The 18,498-nt window shown below is 35.5% G+C and carries 19 protein-coding genes; 3 read left to right on the forward strand and 16 right to left on the reverse strand.

Annotated features, from left to right (window positions below):
- Positions 1-331: 331 nt before the first annotated feature.
- The 4 genes from MKY46_RS22265 to MKY46_RS22280 form a co-directional block, all read right to left on the reverse strand.
- Complete coding sequence (locus MKY46_RS22265; RefSeq protein ID WP_340835428.1) at positions 332-547, reverse strand: GrpB family protein; 216 nt, start codon at positions 545-547, stop codon at positions 332-334.
- Entirely contained in the window at positions 529-1,299 is a 771-nt protein-coding gene (locus tag MKY46_RS22270; RefSeq protein ID WP_340835431.1) for a class I SAM-dependent methyltransferase, read from the reverse strand. Before MKY46_RS22270 ends, MKY46_RS22265 begins: the two co-directional genes overlap by 19 nt.
- Before the next feature lie 138 nt (positions 1,300-1,437).
- Positions 1,438-2,553, reverse strand: a complete 1,116-nt coding sequence (locus tag MKY46_RS22275) for a DUF4179 domain-containing protein (RefSeq protein ID WP_340835434.1) — start codon at positions 2,551-2,553, stop codon at positions 1,438-1,440.
- A complete protein-coding gene (locus MKY46_RS22280; RefSeq protein WP_340835437.1) occupies positions 2,525-3,115 on the reverse strand; it encodes an RNA polymerase sigma factor in 591 nt (196 codons plus the stop codon). The genes MKY46_RS22275 and MKY46_RS22280 overlap by 29 nt, the downstream gene beginning before the upstream one ends.
- Before the next feature lie 222 nt (positions 3,116-3,337).
- Here MKY46_RS22280 and MKY46_RS22285 point away from each other — a divergent pair, with 222 nt between their 5' ends.
- Entirely contained in the window at positions 3,338-4,120 is a 783-nt protein-coding gene (locus tag MKY46_RS22285) for an ABC transporter ATP-binding protein (RefSeq protein WP_340809599.1), read from the forward strand.
- Positions 4,117-5,739 carry a hypothetical protein gene (locus MKY46_RS22290; protein ID WP_340835440.1) on the forward strand — a complete coding sequence of 541 codons (1,623 nt, stop codon included), beginning with the start codon at positions 4,117-4,119 and terminating at the stop codon, positions 5,737-5,739. The genes MKY46_RS22285 and MKY46_RS22290 overlap by 4 nt, the downstream gene beginning before the upstream one ends.
- A 46-nt stretch (positions 5,740-5,785) precedes the next feature.
- Here the strand turns inward: MKY46_RS22290 and MKY46_RS22295 are convergent, their stop codons facing one another.
- The 8 genes from MKY46_RS22295 to MKY46_RS22330 form a co-directional block, all read right to left on the reverse strand.
- Complete coding sequence (locus MKY46_RS22295; RefSeq protein ID WP_036128808.1) at positions 5,786-6,400, reverse strand: ABC-2 transporter permease; 615 nt, start codon at positions 6,398-6,400, stop codon at positions 5,786-5,788.
- A 4-nt stretch (positions 6,401-6,404) separates the two neighbouring features.
- Complete coding sequence (locus tag MKY46_RS22300) at positions 6,405-7,262, reverse strand: ABC transporter ATP-binding protein (RefSeq protein WP_340835441.1); 858 nt, start codon at positions 7,260-7,262, stop codon at positions 6,405-6,407.
- On the reverse strand, positions 7,262-7,639 hold the full coding sequence (locus tag MKY46_RS22305; RefSeq protein ID WP_036128812.1) for a GntR family transcriptional regulator: 378 nt from the start codon (positions 7,637-7,639) through the stop codon (positions 7,262-7,264). Before MKY46_RS22305 ends, MKY46_RS22300 begins: the two co-directional genes overlap by 1 nt.
- A gap of 299 nt (positions 7,640-7,938) precedes the next feature.
- Positions 7,939-8,370, reverse strand: coding sequence for a MarR family winged helix-turn-helix transcriptional regulator (locus MKY46_RS22310; RefSeq protein WP_036128813.1), 432 nt, complete (start codon positions 8,368-8,370; stop codon positions 7,939-7,941).
- A complete protein-coding gene (locus MKY46_RS22315; protein ID WP_036128815.1) occupies positions 8,360-8,641 on the reverse strand; it encodes a transporter suffix domain-containing protein in 282 nt (93 codons plus the stop codon). The genes MKY46_RS22310 and MKY46_RS22315 overlap by 11 nt, the downstream gene beginning before the upstream one ends.
- A gap of 163 nt (positions 8,642-8,804) precedes the next feature.
- Entirely contained in the window at positions 8,805-10,448 is a 1,644-nt protein-coding gene (locus MKY46_RS22320) for a DUF4179 domain-containing protein (RefSeq protein ID WP_340835444.1), read from the reverse strand.
- Positions 10,435-10,968, reverse strand: coding sequence for an RNA polymerase sigma factor (locus MKY46_RS22325; protein ID WP_340835446.1), 534 nt, complete (start codon positions 10,966-10,968; stop codon positions 10,435-10,437). The genes MKY46_RS22320 and MKY46_RS22325 overlap by 14 nt, the downstream gene beginning before the upstream one ends.
- 178 nt (positions 10,969-11,146) lie before the next feature.
- Positions 11,147-11,692 carry a TetR/AcrR family transcriptional regulator gene (locus MKY46_RS22330; protein WP_036128821.1) on the reverse strand — a complete coding sequence of 182 codons (546 nt, stop codon included), beginning with the start codon at positions 11,690-11,692 and terminating at the stop codon, positions 11,147-11,149.
- 164 nt (positions 11,693-11,856) lie between these two features.
- Here MKY46_RS22330 and MKY46_RS22335 point away from each other — a divergent pair, with 164 nt between their 5' ends.
- Entirely contained in the window at positions 11,857-12,774 is a 918-nt protein-coding gene (locus MKY46_RS22335) for an alpha/beta hydrolase (protein WP_340835447.1), read from the forward strand.
- Positions 12,775-12,876: 102 nt separating this feature from the next.
- Here the strand turns inward: MKY46_RS22335 and MKY46_RS22340 are convergent, their stop codons facing one another.
- The 4 genes from MKY46_RS22340 to MKY46_RS22355 all read right to left on the reverse strand — a co-directional run bounded on the left by MKY46_RS22340 (position 12,877) and on the right by MKY46_RS22355 (position 18,402).
- Positions 12,877-14,088 carry an MFS transporter gene (locus MKY46_RS22340; protein WP_340835451.1) on the reverse strand — a complete coding sequence of 404 codons (1,212 nt, stop codon included), beginning with the start codon at positions 14,086-14,088 and terminating at the stop codon, positions 12,877-12,879.
- Between the two features lie 155 nt (positions 14,089-14,243).
- Entirely contained in the window at positions 14,244-15,605 is a 1,362-nt protein-coding gene (locus MKY46_RS22345) for a TraB/GumN family protein (protein WP_340835453.1), read from the reverse strand.
- A 232-nt stretch (positions 15,606-15,837) separates the two neighbouring features.
- Positions 15,838-16,530 (reverse strand): stalk domain-containing protein, encoded by a 693-nt coding sequence (locus MKY46_RS22350; protein ID WP_340835454.1) that lies wholly within the window; start codon positions 16,528-16,530, stop codon positions 15,838-15,840.
- A 210-nt stretch (positions 16,531-16,740) separates the two neighbouring features.
- Entirely contained in the window at positions 16,741-18,402 is a 1,662-nt protein-coding gene (locus MKY46_RS22355) for an AraC family transcriptional regulator (protein WP_340835457.1), read from the reverse strand.
- Positions 18,403-18,498 lie beyond the last annotated feature (96 nt).

The following is an 18,498-nucleotide window of genomic DNA, read 5'->3' on the forward strand; positions in this document are numbered from 1 at the left end:
CAGTTAGAGTGGTTGCTCCTCTTTCTATCATATTTCAATAGTATAGCGAGCATAAAAAGAAAACTCCTATTCTATGTAGAATTGAATACAGGAGTTAAATTTTATATTGCCTAAGGGTACAATAAAAATTTAGAAGTGGTACAAAATCAGTTTATTTTACGTGAAGGACAGTGTCACTTTCAAATGAAAGAGTGATTGTCATGATTAATGGAGATAGACTTTTACAACAGCTTCAAGACTTGAGCCGAATTGGCCGCAATGAAGCAACAGGCGGCATTCATCGCTTTTCATTCACACAAGAAGAAAAGCAGACTATTGAATTAGTCACAACTTATATGGAACAGTCTGGAATGAGCGTAACCATCGATGTTGTTGGAAATCTTATTGGCCCTATGGTGATGGAAATGAAACGATTATGCTGGGTTCCCACATTAGGTTTTGCCTTTACACCTTTAATAGATGTACTGCCAATATGCTCAATCCCTAAAACAGCAAACCCGATTACTTCTAGAATTCTGTTTTTCTCATCTAAAATTGTTCTTTCCAATTTGAATTATACTCAGACAATACCACTTCAAAATTTTCCATCTGACGCTCACCTAGCTTTTTTTGGAATAAGCCTACTATAAATCCTTCTAATCCAAAATGCGGATCTACCGTAGACATAGGAAGCATTTTTCGTATTTCAATCTCTTCTAAAAAGTGAAATATTTCTTGTAGTTGGCTTTTGGTATAACCAAGCCCACCCTCTAAACTGCGCTTTAAATATACTTCTTCATCTGTCATGGTAGAGCCGCCATATGCTCCATTTTCCTCAAACGAACATAAGGCAAAATATCCTTCTGGCTTTAATAATTTATCAATCATAGCCGTATAATTGACACGACGATGTGGCGCTATATGATGAAAACATCCCGAATCATAAATAAAATCAAAGCTGTTCTCTTCAAAATCTGACTCGAAAATATTAGCACATACTAATTCTACATCTATGTTTTCTTCATCCGTTCGTTTTTTTGCCCATTCCAGTGCTTTATCTGATATGTCCACGCCAACCACTGAACATCCTTTTTTAGCTAAATAAATAGCATTGCGTCCAGCACCACAACCTAATTCTAAAACTCTACCAGGAAAAATCATTTCCTTTTCAAAATAGTTTACTAGATTTTCATCAGGCTTATTAACAAAGAAAGGAATATTTTTACATGTATCATCATAAAAATCATTCCAAAAGTTTTGTGGTTCTCGTAACAAATGATCTAATAAAATAAGCAAATCTTCATTGGATTTAATTAACATGCCACACCTCAATTCCTTCTTATTAGGGCGTTCATTCTAATTATATAAGAAATAATAAATACAATACTAACTTAAAAACAACTAAAATATTCCAATTAAAAAGTAGAGAAAAGGGGGATTTTCTCTACTTTTTATTAGTTATGATTGAACTGGTATTGTCACCTCTAGTTCAGGAATATATTGAATTATAGGTTCATTATTCTCATCCATTTGAAATTCTCCCTTTGGGTATTCTTTAAAAAGATGTATATAAGGCTTGATCGTAATGGATTCTGGTACGAATTCAAAAGGAGTAAAGCGCTGTTCCATAATTTGTTCACTACCATTGCTCTCATGCCAACCACTGCCATTAATTTGTTCAAGTTTATGCCCTAGCTCATCAAAAATATCTATCCCCATTGTTAACCAAGGATCTACGAAAGTTGAGTTGTCTGTCAATATGGTTCTTGTCGTGATATTGGTTGTAATAGGGGTAACCTTAATTTGTTCAACTGAAAAATGAACATTATTATAATGTCGACTTATATTTGGCTGTAAAGTCACAGAGCCTGCAATTTTATTTTTCACAGGAACATCAATTTTTATAGGGTCCTGTATGCCTGTTACGTGAGCGTATATAGTTAATTCAAATTGCTCTGGGAAGGGTAGCCCCCCCTGATTGCTCTTATCAGAAAACTCTATTATTGTAGAATCCTTATCTTTTCCTGGGTGCAAAAAAATTCCAATATGATTCGACTCACTAGGAGCAAAATCATTGATTGACGCACCATTAATAAACAATTCAATATTCCCGAGGCGCTCTTTTAGTGTCTCCATTTCATTAGCAGTTCGAGGTCGTTCTATCCCAATCGAGACACGTGTACCGTCATATGCTACCTCCGATACATTTAATGTAAATCCGTCATGAGTGACGCTTGTATTGGGTTTCGTAGAAAGTCCCTTTTCATCAGCCATTTTCAGACCAAGGTCACCAGCTAGGCTAAAAATAGAGGATAATATGGGAACTTGCTTTATTGTTGCAGCCATTGTAGGAGAAATGAAAGGTGTGATCAAAAGCAGATATACCATCATAACTGCCAGAGCTGTCACCATCACCATTTTATGAGGCTTCTTCTTATTAGTAATCAAACTTTTCGGGTTATGTTCGTATTTATGCATAATACTTCCCACTAAATCTATTTCTACAGGCGTTTCTCGAATAGACTTCTCTAGCTGTCTCATTTCTTCATCCTTCAGTTTTGAACGAGTGCTCATAAAACTTCCCTCCTAGCTTATATTCATGCGCCAATTTCTTCCTTAGTCGTTCATATTTTTTTCGTACAGTAGCTGCTTTCACATCCATAATTGAGGCAATTTCATCAAAGCTATATTCTTCAATGGAGCGAAGTAATAAAATTCTTTTTTCATCAGCATTCAATTTCTCTAATAACTGATGAATTGTATCTTCGTAGCAATAGGCTTTATTTGCATGCTCAACCATTTGCTCCTTCTTAAATCCTGTCCAAAATTGAAAACCCTTATTTTTCTTTTTTAGTAAGTCGATACAATGATGATGGGCAATTTTATAGAGCCATGCTGAAAATGATACCGTATAAGAAAATTGACGAATATTCTCTAAGCCTTTTATAAAAACATCTTGCGAGGCGTCCTCCGCTTCTTCTTTGCTTCCTAATAGATAGTAGCAATAAAGATAGATTTGCTTTTGAAAGCAACGGATAATTTCAGTATAGGCTTGGATATCCCCTGCTTGAACTTGCTCTACTATAGCTTTTATATCTCGGCTCTTATTCTTATTGGATTTACTTGGTATAGTCACAAGCTTCCCTCCTCTCTATCTGTATAACTAAATTCATTACTGTTTTGTGACAGTACAAAATAAAAAAATGAAAGAGAAATAAGGTTTCTTAAATATATTCATATACTGTTAGATAAGTTTCGAAACGAACTGTTTTCATTTTAACAAGAGGAATAACCTCCTGTTTATTATGCTATAGTGTATTTATGGGTAATTTTTCAAATATTAGAAAGGAGCTATGAAATGGATGAAATTTTAACGATTACGAATTTAACGAAGAGTTATGGAAACAAGGAAATCTTGAGGGGGATTGACCTTCATGCAGCTAGAGGGGAAATCATCGGTTACATTGGTCCTAATGGCGCTGGTAAAAGTACGACTGTAAAACTTATTCTAGGGCTAGAAGGTGATTATGGCGGAGAAATTAAGCTCTTTGGAAAAAGCATAGGGCAAGATCATATTGATTATAAACGAAAAATTGGCTACGTTCCCGAAATCGCTGATGTTTATGACAATTTAACAGGCTATGAGTATTTAACCTTTATTGGACAGCTTTATGGTTTAGAGCTAGAAGAGGCGGCTGACAAATCCAAATCACTAATGGAATTATTCGGGGTTGGTGAAGCATACCATTCTAGAATTTCCTCCTATTCAAAGGGGATGCGCCAAAAACTACTCATCATTGCAAGCCTTATACATAATCCAGACCTACTATTTTTAGACGAACCTATCAATGGCTTAGATGCAAACAGTGTCATGATTTTTAAAGAAATTTTAACGCAGCTGGCTGCCAACGGAAAAACCATATTTTACTCATCTCATATTATGGATGTGGTTGAAAAAATCAGTAGCCGTATCATTCTTCTGTATGATGGAAAAATTGCAGCAGACGGAACATTTGCCCAACTACAAGCAGATAATACCGAAGGAACATTAGAAAGAATTTTTAACCAGTTAACTGGATTTCATGAGCATCAGGAAATCGGAGAGAAATTTGTGTCCATCGTCCGAGGAGTTCAATCATGACAGATTTCAAAACGCTACAATTGCTTGATAAATTCCGACTGCTCTTTGTAAAAATGGGCATTGATTATGACGTGATGAGAAAAATCCTTCATATTAAATTAACGATGGATGAACGTAAAGTACCAACAATATTTAATCAGAATAAAAAGAAAGAGAACCAAAAATACGGCTATATTAAATCATTGTGGATTTATGTTTTATTTGGACTTGTACTCATCCCACTTATGGGATTTGGTGAAAACTTTCTTTTTCAACTGAGTATTGCCTATGCCATGATCATATTTTTAATTATGACATCCCTGATTTCTGATTTTTCTTCTGTACTTTTAGATGTACGGGATAAAAGCATACTTTCAACCAAGCCTATTTCAGCTAAAACAATCAATGCAGCTAAATTTATGCATATTTTTATTTACTTATCTTATTTAACACTTGCCTTAACAGCTATCCCACTGATAGTCAGCCTTTTTACTCAAGGAATTGTATTTTTTATTTTAACGGGTCTTGAGATTCTACTCATGAATTTACTGATTGTGGCATTCACAGCCATTTTATATATTGCTATTTTACGCTTCTTTGATGGCGAAAAACTGAAGGATATGATTAACTATGTACAAATTGCTTTGTCACTCATGCTGATGATTGGCTATCAGGTTCTTATTCGATCCTTTGAATTCGTCGATTTAAATATGACCGTAACATTTCATTGGTGGAGCCTCTTCCTTGTACCGATGTGGTTTGCCGCTCCATATGAATTAATACTACATGGTGATACATCCTTATTAACAGTCATATACAGTATTTTAGCACTGATTATTCCTATAATCTCAATTGGAATCTATATCAAGCTCATTCCAACCTTTGAACGCAATCTTCAAAAGCTACTTAGTACAAGTAAATCAAAAAAAGAGAAGAACAACCGACTTAAGTCCTTTCTATTAACACTCGTGTGTAGCACACATGAAGAACGAGCTTTCTATCGCTTTGCCACTCTTATGATGAAGCAGGAGCGAGAGTTTAAGCTAAAGGTCTATCCGTCTTTAGGTTTTTCATTTATTATTCCTTTTATTTTCATGTTTACGTTTAATAGGTCCGAAGAAGTTGATTATGCTATTAGTATGAGTTACTTAAATATTTACTTTAGTATGCTCATTATTCCTTCTGCTGTGCTTTTTCTTGGTCACTCTGCTAAATATAAAGCGGCGTGGATTTATAAAACACTCCCGCTTAAAGATTATACAGACTTACAAAAAGGTAGCTTGAAGGCATTTTTAATCAAATTGTATATTCCGTTATTTTTAGTACTAAGTGTAATCTTTAGCTATATTTACGGCATTCGAATTATCCCAGATTTACTAGTAGTTTTAGTAACAAGCTGGTTGTATACTATTATTTGTTTCGTCACGATGAGCAATAAAATACCTTTTACTAAACCATATGATGAAGTTGGAGATGCTCAAGGCTGGAAAACTATGTTGTTATTCATCCCTTTAGGTATGCTGGCAGGTCTACATTATTTAATTGCTAGTCAGGTACCATTCGGCTCTACTGTATATTTCATTGTGCTTCTCCTCATCAATATCGTGATATGGAAGCTGGTTTTTAAATCGGAAAAATAACTACAAAACGGCTTGAGTCCCTTAATAGGATTCAGCCGTTTTTTCATTAAAAAGCCTTTCGCTCATAAATACGTATAGACAGTAACCATGACCCCGTATATAAGATAATAATGATGACTGTTGCAATGAGATATAGTTGTAGTTCCTGTACCGCCATAAATTTTTGTACAAGTGCTCTTACTTGATTATTAAAGTCCGGAACAAAATAATTTACCATCACCATATAAATTCCAAATAAAGTTACACTAACAATAGCTAAGTGCTTTGTTTTAAATTGATAGGATATCGGCAGAATAAATGACATCGCAATCATGACTAATCCCATAATTAGTAGTATTTCTTTCCACAGTACTAATACTTCTTGCCCGTTCAAAAGAAAGTCGAGCAGATACGTATAGCACATAAATAACCCTGTAAAAATGAATGCCCCAATATATTTTGAACTAACAATTTCCTTCCTTGTATAGGGTAATGAATTCAGTAAAATATTAGCATTATCTTTTTCATCACTGGAAAATGCATTCATAATAAAAACAATACTATAAACAAATACGATAAATACTGGAGAAACACTGACCAATAAGTAAAGTATAATAGTAGCTATGTAGATGATGAGCATGTTTTTTTGAATTAAAATATCCTTCAGAATAAGGTTCACCATATCCTTATCTCCCCTTTTTTGTATAATACATAATGTCTTCAAGCGTAGGTTTTTCGACAACAACGGCATCACCAAATATTGTGTCCACTCTATGTTTATGAGCTGTCAGTGCTTCAAAACCTCTGTTTGTTTTGCGAATGGCCAAGAACTCCTGCTCTGTTTCACGATCTAATAGCTCAAGCGTTCCCTTGACGATAGCGTAATCCTCTTCAATTTTATAAAACTCCTTCGTGAAGATATGCTCGCCATTATGAATAAAGGTAATATAATCTGCAATACGATCTAAATCTGTTGTAATATGTGTAGAGAAAAATATAGTTTTGTGTTCATCTTGCATTAACTCATGTAAAATATTTAGAAGCTCTCTACGAAATATAGGATCAAGACCTGATGTTGGCTCATCCATAATGATTAATTCAGCATGATGAGCTAAAGCCATGGCTAATGATGCCTTCATCTTCATCCCCTTTGAGAATGTCTTCATATTTTTGTTCAATGGCAGTTCAAACTGATTAATATAATGTTGAAATGTTTTTTCATCCCAGTTTTTATAAGCTGGTTTAATGATCCTTTTCATATCCTTTAGCGTAATATTTTCATAAAAAATATTGTCATCATAGACAAAACCGATGCGTTCTTTTATTTCCTTTTCGTTTCCCTTATAGGGCTTACCAAAAATAGAGATAGTCCCGCTATCCTGCTGCATTAAATTCATAATCATTTTAATCGTCGTCGATTTTCCTGCCCCATTTCCACCAATAAACCCTGTCACAAAACCCTTTTTAACTTTGATCGAAAGATCTTTTATTTCAAACCCATTAAAGGATTTTTGTATATGCTGTAATTCAATAACATTTTCCATCACTCATCCTCCGTATACAATAAAGTAAGCATTTCCTTTAACTCTATTAAGCTAATATTCATTTCCTTCGCATTTTGAATCGCCACCAACAACTTTTCCTCAATGGCCTTCATTTTTCTTTCCTTCATCATTTCTGTATTTTGTTCAGAGATGAACGAGCCTTTCCCAACAATAGAGTAAATAAAGCCGTTTTTTTCAAGTTCTTCATAAGCACGCTTTGTTGTGATGACACTAATTTCCAAATCTTTTGCTAGTTGACGCATGGAGGGTAATGGTTGGCCCTCTTGTAATTCACCCGTTAAGATTCGTTTTTTGATTTGTGCATATATTTGTTCATAAATAGGCTCTTTTGAACTGTTAGAAATAATAATTTGCATGCAAATACCTCTTTTAAAATATTGTATATATACTTTATATACAATATATACACATTTACAGTTATTTGCAAGTAAAAATTTCCTTTTAGTTAACCTGAGAAGATAGTTACCTGCAAACACCAAAAAAGCATATAGCCTAATGAATGACTATATGCCCTAAAACTTAAAATATAAATGCTTTCATTTCTTCCTCGTCTTCTCATCTGCTAAAAAGATTTCATGAAGACTAATGGTCATGTTTATTCCCCCTTTAATATTAAGGGTTACTATAAACACGGGTGTTAAAATGTAACATTTCACTAAAATTTATGCAGTATTATGTTTAATTTTTCAAGAGTGTCTAACATTTCGGCTAGCTCGTCAGATGATAAATAGGCATGGTATTTTTCAGTAATCTGTTGGTTAAATGCTTCCACTTCTTGTTGATAAAGTAATCCCTTTTCACCTAATTCTATAGAAAATGCTCGCTTATCTTCAACATGCTGCTTTTTTGTAATGTAGCCATCCTTTTCAAGCTTTGCTAACTGCTGACTCACTGCACTTTTCGTAATTGCCATTTTTTCAGCTAGTTCCGAAGGTGAGCAGGATGGATGTCGAATCACTAATGTTAAAAGAACATATTGCTGATTATTTAAGGAGAATTTAGTATAGGCCCTTTCCATTTTCTCAAGGATGATCCAAATATCTTCTATCGTTTGATTAATTTGCTCCGCTACATTGTTAGTCTTCATTTTTTTGAGTATCACCTTTTTCACGCCATTTTTTAGGATTTAGATAGCTTTTAAATTTGTTCGCTACTTCTTTCCCAACAAGTAAAGCACCCAGCCAAAACATGATTTCAGCAACTATAATACTTCCTGGTATTATACCTGCTTTTACTTTTGTAGGTATCGGTGTGAATGGTGTAATGATTGGGATTAACCACAGTGAAAGGGAAAAAATAATAATGCCTATTCCAAGCTTATAAGCAAAGGATTTTTGTGTTTTTTCATTAGAGGTCATATGTCTTCTCCTGTATAATAATTTATTTAAGTTAACTAAACTATATGATAAATTTATTTTTATGTAAAGCCGTTTTATCTTTACAAGAAAATAAAAACCCCTATCTATTTGAATACTGATGAGCCAAATAGATGGGGTTAGACTATCATACTTTAAGTATTTATTATTTCCCAGATGTAAGCGGCACACGTAGCTCTGCATCTGGATCATTCGTAGTATATTTCCAAATATAAATATCGAGCTCTTTATCCTTGAAGTTCTTATACTCATCCACGTGCTTATTATTCCCATTACCAAGTATTTTAGCAATCAGAGGCATTCCATAGTTACGATCTTTATGATCTAGATAATAGGTTTGAGAGACACCACCAAATGCAGGATCAGTGCTAAAGGATTCAACGTAGAGGTTGCTATCTTTCTTATAGTAAGTCCACGTTATTGAATACTCTCCAATCGTAGATGTCTTACTTTGAGGTTTCTCTGATATGTCAGTTAACCGAATCGGTTGTTGATCACCGTCTTTTACATCAACACGATGTTTAGCTACCAATGTCACAGATTGATTCGACAACGAGGACACATCCACTCCCGTCAATTCAAAACGAAGCTCTGTTTTATACGGATCTTTTTCTATATCCCATCTCCCTCCATCCAAAAATACTCCTCCAATATCCAGCTGATAATCAATGTAAGGAATATGTGCATATTTCTCCTTATGTGTCAGTATTAAACGTACTTGTGTAGGAGTAACTTTCATTTCATGAATTTTGATCCCATCAGGTGCATTTTCTAAAGGAATATTGACTACTTTTTTAAATGATCCCTGCTTCAATTCTTCTTTGGATAACTTCATCTCTATATTCCAAGTATCCTTTGCAATATTTAATGTATGTTCATAAGTTAGTTGGAACTTTGTACCTTTCGCTCGTAAGTTGTGTGATGTGAAAATTTGCTGACTAAAGTATTCACCTGTTGCACCAGGAGTTCCAAATACAGGTGTTTCCTCTTCTTTAATAGGCTGATTTTTATCATCAATAGCCTTGATACGTACCCATTTGTTCTTCATTTCAGAATCTGTAAATTTAACCGCTGACTGAAGCATTACTTTCCCTTCTGATTGTTCAAAGGTTTGTAGAATTACATTGCCGATTCCATCCTTTTGAATAGCGAAATTCTGCGTATGAGAGTCATTAGGGTTGTAAGGAATAGGCAGTTCTTCATCACCTATGGAATGAATGTTCTTCATTAAAAATTTAATGTCTGATTTCTGATCATCTGCTACCCAGTCTGTCTCAAAATACCCTTGGAAAAGACCAAGATCTTCATTCCATCGATGTGAGTAATTCCCTTTAATAAAATCGTCATTAGAATCTTGAAGTCCAATTTGATCAAAGCTCACATTCTTTCCATCCCAAGATGCTTCAGGTTTCAAACTATATAGCAGAAATGTTCTGTTATCATCGATAAACGCTGTATGTACAGTTAGCGTGAACCCTTCCTTCGTAACAGATTGTTCAATCGTCTGCCCTAAGCCTTGTTCTAATGCAGACTGAATACCAGCTCTATAAGAAAGAATATTGGACCAATCATAATTCAGTGCTGCATAGACGGGTGTAGCCATTAAAGCGACAGCTAGTCCCGCAACCAAAACAAATCTTTTTCTTTTACGAGGTCGAAGTTCGATGGGTTCAGCTGCAATCTTTAACTTATCCTGCTGGATACTATTCCACATTTGATCAAAGTCAGGATACGACATGTTATGGTCTGCCTTCATTTCATTGTTAAGCTTCTTTTCAATGCGTTCCAAATTGTTTCTCTCCCTTCAACGATAGGTTTTGATTTTGTTCCAACTTTTTGCGCATTATTTTCAATGCCTTATGAAGTCTCGATTTCACTGTACCCACTGGAATCCCTAGAGCTTCAGCAATTTCAGCTAACGATAGCTCACCGATATAGCGAAGGGTGACGACAGCCATTAATTTTTCAGGTAATTGCTTAAATAGCCCCTCCCATTCTTCCTCCTCTACCTTTTCCAATACAATGGTGTCTACAGATTTAACTGATTCTGTAGTTTGCTCATGAAGCAATAGAATCTGACTTTGTTTTTTTAACTGTGCCTGTTTTCTTTTAAGCATATTTAAGCATTGATTCATTGCAATTCGTAAAATCCAAGCACGCGTATGCTCAACATCCCTCCAATCCTGACGAAAAACGGTGACAAATACGTCATGGCAGAAGTCCTCTGCATCTTGGGTGTTCCGTAGCATGTAATAGCAGGTACGGTAGACATCTTTGTTGTATGCATCGAATAATTCACGTTCTGTCAATCTAAGGCACTCCTTTCTGATTGTTCTACTTTATAAACAAATGACTACTAGAAAAGGTTCATCTTTTTGGAAAAAGCCGTTACTTCACTTTAAAGATCCAACACGATAACCCTGCTCTAATGAAAGAGCAGGGTTTATCTACTTGCATTGTTTCTTTTTTGAACAGTGAAACAGGCATTTATAAATTTCTTTTCACTAATCTTCCTACTTGTTTTGCTACTAATTCGATATCACCATCGACCTCTTCTAAAACATAAGACTCTAAAACACCTAAGACAGCTGTTCCTAAAAACTTTAAGATAATATGTTTATCAATCCCCTGATTTGAAGGAGCATTTACATCTAATTTCTTATCGATTTCTCCCATAATAAAGACTAATAATTTTTTTCGAAATGAGAGTGTACTTTCACTTCTAAATAACGATGCAAAAAAAAGCTTGTGCTGCTGAAAGTAGGTAAACCATATAACGGTTCCTTCTATAAAGCCCTTCTCTTTCTTCTGATCACATATTTCTCTCAGACATGCTAAATGATCCTCAACAATTTTGTCTAATAAATCATATTTATCTGTGTAATGAAGATAAAATGTTTTTCTTCCGATGTCCGCTTTTTCACTTATATTTTTTACAGTAATATCATCAAAACCTTCATTTATCAACATTGCTAAAAATGAGGATTGTATCGCCTGTTGAGATTTCGTTTTTCTTCTATCCATTTTTTCCACGTTAAAACCTCCACGTTTTAATACACAGTTTTCATTTTATGTGTCATAACACACAATTGCTTGAATATGGTCATTGTTGGGACTACCTGTCTTTATTATTATAAATATACACGAGTGTAATAAAACTCACAAGTGTATATAAAACGTATAAAGGTGGTCTTCATATGACAGTTACAAAGAATAATGTAAGATTCAATGCAAGGGGAATAAAGCTTGCTGGTATTTTATACTTACCGGGGAAAGCTAACGAAAAGGAATCAAACCCTGCCATCGTTTGTGTACATCCAGGTAGTAGCTGTAAAGATCAAACAGCAGGTCTCTATGCTGAGAAGCTAGCAGAGTTAGGCTATGTCACAATTGTATTTGATGCCTCCTATCAAGGAGAAAGTGAAGGAGAGCCTCGATATATAGAAGAACCAGCTGCACGTGTTGAAGATATTCGTTGTGCGGTAGATTACTTGACTACACTTGCGTATGTAGATAAAAACCGTATTGGTGTCTTAGGGGTTTGTGCTGGAGGAGGTTATGCAGTGAATGCAGCAATGACAGAACGCCGCATTAAATCGGTTGGTACAGTCGTTGGTGCAAATATTGGTCGATTAAATCGTGAAAGTGATCCTATTAAAGCGTTAGAGGCAATCGGTCAACAGCGTACTGCTGAAGCTCGGGGCGCCGAGTCCATGATAACAAATTGGATTCCTAAAAACCAAGCAGCGCTAGAGCAAGCTGGGATTACTGATATTGATATTATAGAAGCAGTTGATTATTACACAACCCCAAGAGGTCAAAGTCCAAACTCTCCGAATAAGTTAAACTTTACAAGTATGGGATCTGTCATTGGTTTTGATGCTTTTCATTTAGTTGAGGAATTACTAACTCAGCCGTTACAAATTATTGTTGGTAGTGTACAAGGGGCATTCGGGTCATATAAAGATGGTCATGAGCTATATAACAGAGCAGCTTCACAGAATAAAGATTTACTTGTCGTTGAAGGGGCAAGTCACTATGATTTATACGATCAACCAGAACCTGTTCAAATTGCTGTTGGAAAATTAGCCGCATTCTATAATGTATACCTTTAACTAATGATATTAATTGAACCGAACTTTATATAGTAAACACTATTAAAAGTGCTCCTATTCAAAGTTCGGTTCATCTATTATTTGAAATGAAGGGATAACATCCTAAACAATCTTTTCCTCCAAGCCCCCATAGGCTGATTTCGAATGCATAAATACATATAAAACGATAGAGATAAAAATAGCTATGATACCAAATACAATACATACCATCTGTAGCGAAAGCCAGTCCGCTAGCACTCCTAAAGCTAACGTAAAGACAATCTGTAGCACATTCATGACCATTGTTGAAACACTACCAAAGTGCCCCATAATGGCTGACGGTACACTCAATTGATAAAATGTACTATATCCCGCATTACAAAATGACATACATATCCCTAAGGCATTAAAACTAATAATCGCCATTGTAACATTCGGTGATAAATAAAATAAGGTGTAACAAATCGTTGTCAAAAGCAGACCATAAACAATATATTGTCTAGTTGAAAACCTTTTAGCATACCGAGCAGCCATTGCTCCACCGATAATCGCCCCAATCCCTGCAATACTAACCATTACACCATATAGGCTATCTGAGGCTTGTAAGTTCTGTTTAATAAATGTAGCTTCCTGTGAATCTAATGCAAAAGCAATCATTAAAGCACCTTGAAAATAGAGAAAAACTTTGGCAAAGGCTCGCTCCTTTTTAATATAGGCATAGACAACACCATAATCCTCTTTTAGCATCTGCCAGGTAATCGGTTGTCGGTGCATGTTCTGACGATCATCTACTGTGGGAAGCTTGAAAATGGACAATGCACATATAAAGAACGTTAAAGCATTAAACCAAATCGCTATGGATACATCTGATATAGCAATGATAAACCCAGCCAGGGCAGGTCCAATTAAAAATGAACCTGAGCTAAACATTCCTAAAATGGCATTAAAGGATTGTTTATCTTCGTCTGGCACATATTTTGAAATATAATAGGTACTGCTTGGTCCAAAAAAGCTACTCGCTATATTAGATAAAAATAATACGCCATAAATAAGCCAAATAGAAGATGTGAATGGTAACAATAAAATCAATATGCCGCGAATGATGTCACTATAGATCATTAATTTTTGTTTATTGGAACGATCAATAATAGAGCCTGCAAAAAAGCTTGTTAAAATACGAGCGATTGGCCCTACAATAAATATGCTAGCCATAGCAGTAGGTGACTCTGTTAAATGCCAAACTAATAAATTGAGCGCAACAAGATTTACCCAATTCCCTAAATATGAAAAACCAAAGCCAAACAGAATGAGACGATATTTCCTAATAATGCGCATAGGTCTCCCTTCTAGCTCTCAAAAATAGATTTTTGGTCATTTTTTACACAAAAGTATTCTTTTGGACAATCATATCTATTGAGGAATATTGGTGCAACTAAAAATAGCAACCCTTAGCTAGACTCATAGCTTTGGGTTGCCTTTTTAGTTTTTCTTTATTGATAAAATGGTTTTACATTGTATCCGCTTTTCTCCAAGTGATAACGAATATTTTTATCGACTAGGAAGTGACCAGAACCAACTACAACAAAGTACTTACCTTCTTTTTCTTCAAGTACATTCATGATTTTCTTTGCCATTTGTTCATCACGTAAACCAAATAGCATTTCATTGAACTCTGATGATGTACCTTCCATAGCTTGGAAGCTTTTTGCGAACTCTTCAACGTTCCCTTTATTCCAGCTTGTAAACCACTCTTTAAGAAGTTTTGATTGATTTTCATCAGATGGATTAATGATACTATCCAACACTGCGACTAATGACTGCTCCTGTGCTTCTGGTGATAATGCATCAAACATATCAACTTGTGCTTTTATTCCTTCTAATTCAATGACTGGCTTTTGTTGCAACTGTGCATTCAATAAGAAGTATACATCAATACCATGCATCGTCATCTCTTGTGGCGTCAATCCAAAGGAATCGTCCATTGCCAGCATTGATAATGCACTAGATAGCATCCAAGGCTTTTGCATTGTCAGCTGATCCATCGGAAGATCGTAAAGCTTTGCAACTTGCTCAAGCTTTGCATATGTTTCTGGTGCCACAGCATCTTTTAATGTTTTACCTTCTGTATACAGTGCCTTTTCTGAATAATATTCAAGTGCTTTTGTATCCAAAATATTTGCCTCAACTAATAGCGCATCCGATTCATTGAACGCTGTTACTAATTTTTTATCGAAAGGATATAAGTCTGGTGTACCTAAATGGATGGAGCCTAATAAGTACACAGTCGTATCCTCATCCTCTACTACCCAGGCTACTCCCTTCGATCCTTGTTCTGCAAGAGCATATGTACTATTAATGAAACGAACAGCTAGTATAACAGCCTGCTGTGTTGTTGCCTTTTTTTCTAAATGCAGTCCGTTTGGAGAACCTTGTAATATATTTTGTTCTTTCATAAATTGAATGGCATCTTTGCCAACTGGTAAATCATAGCGTGCTACGATATTGTACAGGCGCTTCACAATATCACCACGTGTATTATCGTTTTTTACACTCACTGGCTTGTATTGTTTATTTTCAGCTAAACCTAGAGTAGCAATTTTCTTTTCCGTCAAAGCTAGTAATTCATTTACTTTATCCACCGAGATTTCTTCAAGGAAACCATCGTAATACCATTCCATAGGGAAAATACCATATTTTTCTCCCTCATTTAATGTTTCAATGGCCCACGGACTAATCGATGGAACTTGAGGCTGTAATTGCTCTTCAGCATGAATCACAGGTACAACCGTTGTCAGCATTAACGAAGCACCAAGCAACACTGCACTTGTTCGTTTCATCATCTTTTTCATCATACTCTTTTCTCTCCTATCTCCTATTTTATGTATCAACACCGCTTGAAATTATACCATATAAATAACAACTATATTATACTTAAATGTGAAAAAATTAACAAAATTGTATTACCATTAAAGTTATGTCGAAATAGTTATCTATAAGCTACGTAATGGGACGCAGTGAATGCTGTTCACGCAAATAAATAAGACGATGACAGCTATTTATGTCATCGTCTTACTTGTGTATAGTTTATTGAATAAATTTAGGATCTAATATACCTAAACCACTACCTTCAAGTTCAAATTTCACTTTTGAAGCTCCATCTAAATTAACATGAACCTTTACCTTGTCTTTGATTGCTCCACTATCATAAATCAATTTACCATCTGCGTAAATTTTCAAGAAACCTACTCCGAAAGAGTTAGCTGCTAACTTTTTAATTGGTGCCAAATTGGTTTCGAATCCTTTGTAATTTCCATTGGCTAAGTATTCCACTGTATGGTCTTGAACAGCACCGCCCCCATGGTAACCACCAAGTTGATAAGAACGCTCGAACTTTTCACCTGTATGAATTACGATAGAACTTGGATTATGGAACAATGGGTCCTCATCACGCCCAATAGGTTTTACATCTTTCAAAGAGGTGAATTGGGGAACCTCACCAATATAAACGGATTTTGTTTTTCCGTCCCATGTTACCTTTTCACCTAAAGATTCCGCAACAAAGCGCATTGGAACATATATTGTACCTTGATAATTAAATCCAGATTGACCTTTTTGCGGCACTTTTTCAACCTTATTAACATAGTAATTGATTGGATCCTGATACACGCTGATCTTTTTCAAGTCGCTTGCCGCTTCCGTAGTTGTGAAGTACGTAAACGTCAAACCTCCTAATATAAAAAATCCTAAATAACTTGTTATTATCAATAACTTCTTCACAAAATCACTCCTTAAAATTAATATAGATATATGTAATTATACCAGAAATTTCATATAAATTTTATACCAGGATATTTTTAAACAAACTTTTTTCTAGTAGAATTATTTTTTCTGTACTAGTTTATTTGTACGCTATTTGAATATTAATGGAAAAAACTCGAACCATAGCTAATGGATCGAGTTTTACAGCAATTTTATTTCTTCTGCTTATCAAATAATGTTCTTTTTGAAAATAGATGGTAGCACATCTAACAACCGTTCACGTGTGATAGGGTCACAATGATTCCATGTAAAATCTACGAAATGAGTCTTACCAGGAGTTAACTTGGCTAAAGTGACGATCTGTGGACATTGAGTAATCGTTTGTAGTTCTTGAGGAGAAGCCAAGATAAAATTACGTTCTCCAGCATAGTGATTTATTTGATGCTGCTGGATTTCTATCCATGCTTGCCCTTGCTCAATTAGGTGCATTACTTTGGGAGTGGGACGGAAGCCAAGTGATTCATACAAGCTAGCAGCCAATCCTGTCTGACACATAACGTAAAATTTTACACCAAGCTTGAGATAAACCGTAGCCGTCTCTCCAGCAACATAAGCATCCACTAATTGCCTACGTACCATTCTTACTTTGTCCTCATATGTAGTAATCCACTTCTCCGCCGATTTACTCCGCTCAACTAGTTGAGCGATATATCGTAACCGCTCAAACAATCTAAACTTCTTGTCCAGTACAACAGTTGGAGCAAGCGCATCCAGTTCCTGCAAGTCTTGCGGATAATAGCTAAGCAATATGAACTCTGGTTGCAGCTGTGCTATTTTATCTGGATCTGCCCACTCCCCGATACTATGAATATTTCGCAACTTATTGTGATAAACCACGTTATCTCTCATGATGGAGATGGCTGCTCCTATAGGGGGTATGCCTAGAACGAGTAATTCCCCAAGTGTAAATTTTCCATCAGTCACAATACGTGTTGCACTTGTAGGAACAAGAACCCTTCTACCCAGTGAATCAATAACTGTTCTTTCTGGCGTATGAAGATGAATGTTTGCATATTCACGTGGGGTGTTTCCAGTTAATTTATGAAAGCACCGACTGAAGTAGTATTCATCTTTAAAACCAATTTGTCGAGCTATTTTGCTCAATGGATCGGTCGTATTACGTAGAAGTTCTTTTGCCTGATTTATACGTAAATGAGCCACATAATCAGTCGGCTTTTTGCCAGTCAACGTTTTAAACTTTTGACTATATTGCCATCTCACCATTCCAGCCATGTTAGCCAGTTGTTCTACTGTCAAGTCCTCATCATAGTGCTGTTCTATGTACTGTACAGTTTTTTGAACCAATTGTATCTTTTCTTCATTCAACAACTCGTTAGCTTGCTCATCTAACTGGACCATCATAGCTAGTATCTGCTGAAGTCTACCTTGCATCATCGCCATTTCTGATGTGGATAGAGAGGAACAAAACTGATTATCTATCCATGCTTCATTTCCTAATACTTGCTTGACTTGAGAAAATAACAGATTATAGGGATAACCACAAAGTAGGGGTGGATGGGCAACCTGATTCAACGTCATCCCTTCCACTTTAAAAGTTTCAAAGGTAAAGTGTGCCAGCTGTGCCTCTTTGTTACTTGATTCTACAGTGTAGCTTTGTGTAGGTAAAATTAGAATGCAGCTTCCTTGTCGTAGATCAATAGCCATTTTGTCTACATACAGCCGTATGCCATGACTCAGTGCTATTAATAATGCGCATACATTTATTTCATTATCCTTTATTCCCTCATTGTAGCTACTAGCTAGCATTATTTGATCAACTTGAAATCGTTCATAATGTTTTAGCCTAATATATAGGGGTGCTAGATTCATAAGCAACTCTCCAACCATTGAAAATGATTATCATTATCGTTATTGTAACATATAATGACCCTCTATCAACTATTGTTCGATTATGTACTATTTTAA

The sequence above is a fragment of the Lysinibacillus sp. FSL M8-0355 genome (assembly GCF_038008985.1).
GTDB classification, from domain to species: Bacteria; Bacillota; Bacilli; order Bacillales_A; family Planococcaceae; genus Lysinibacillus; species Lysinibacillus fusiformis_D.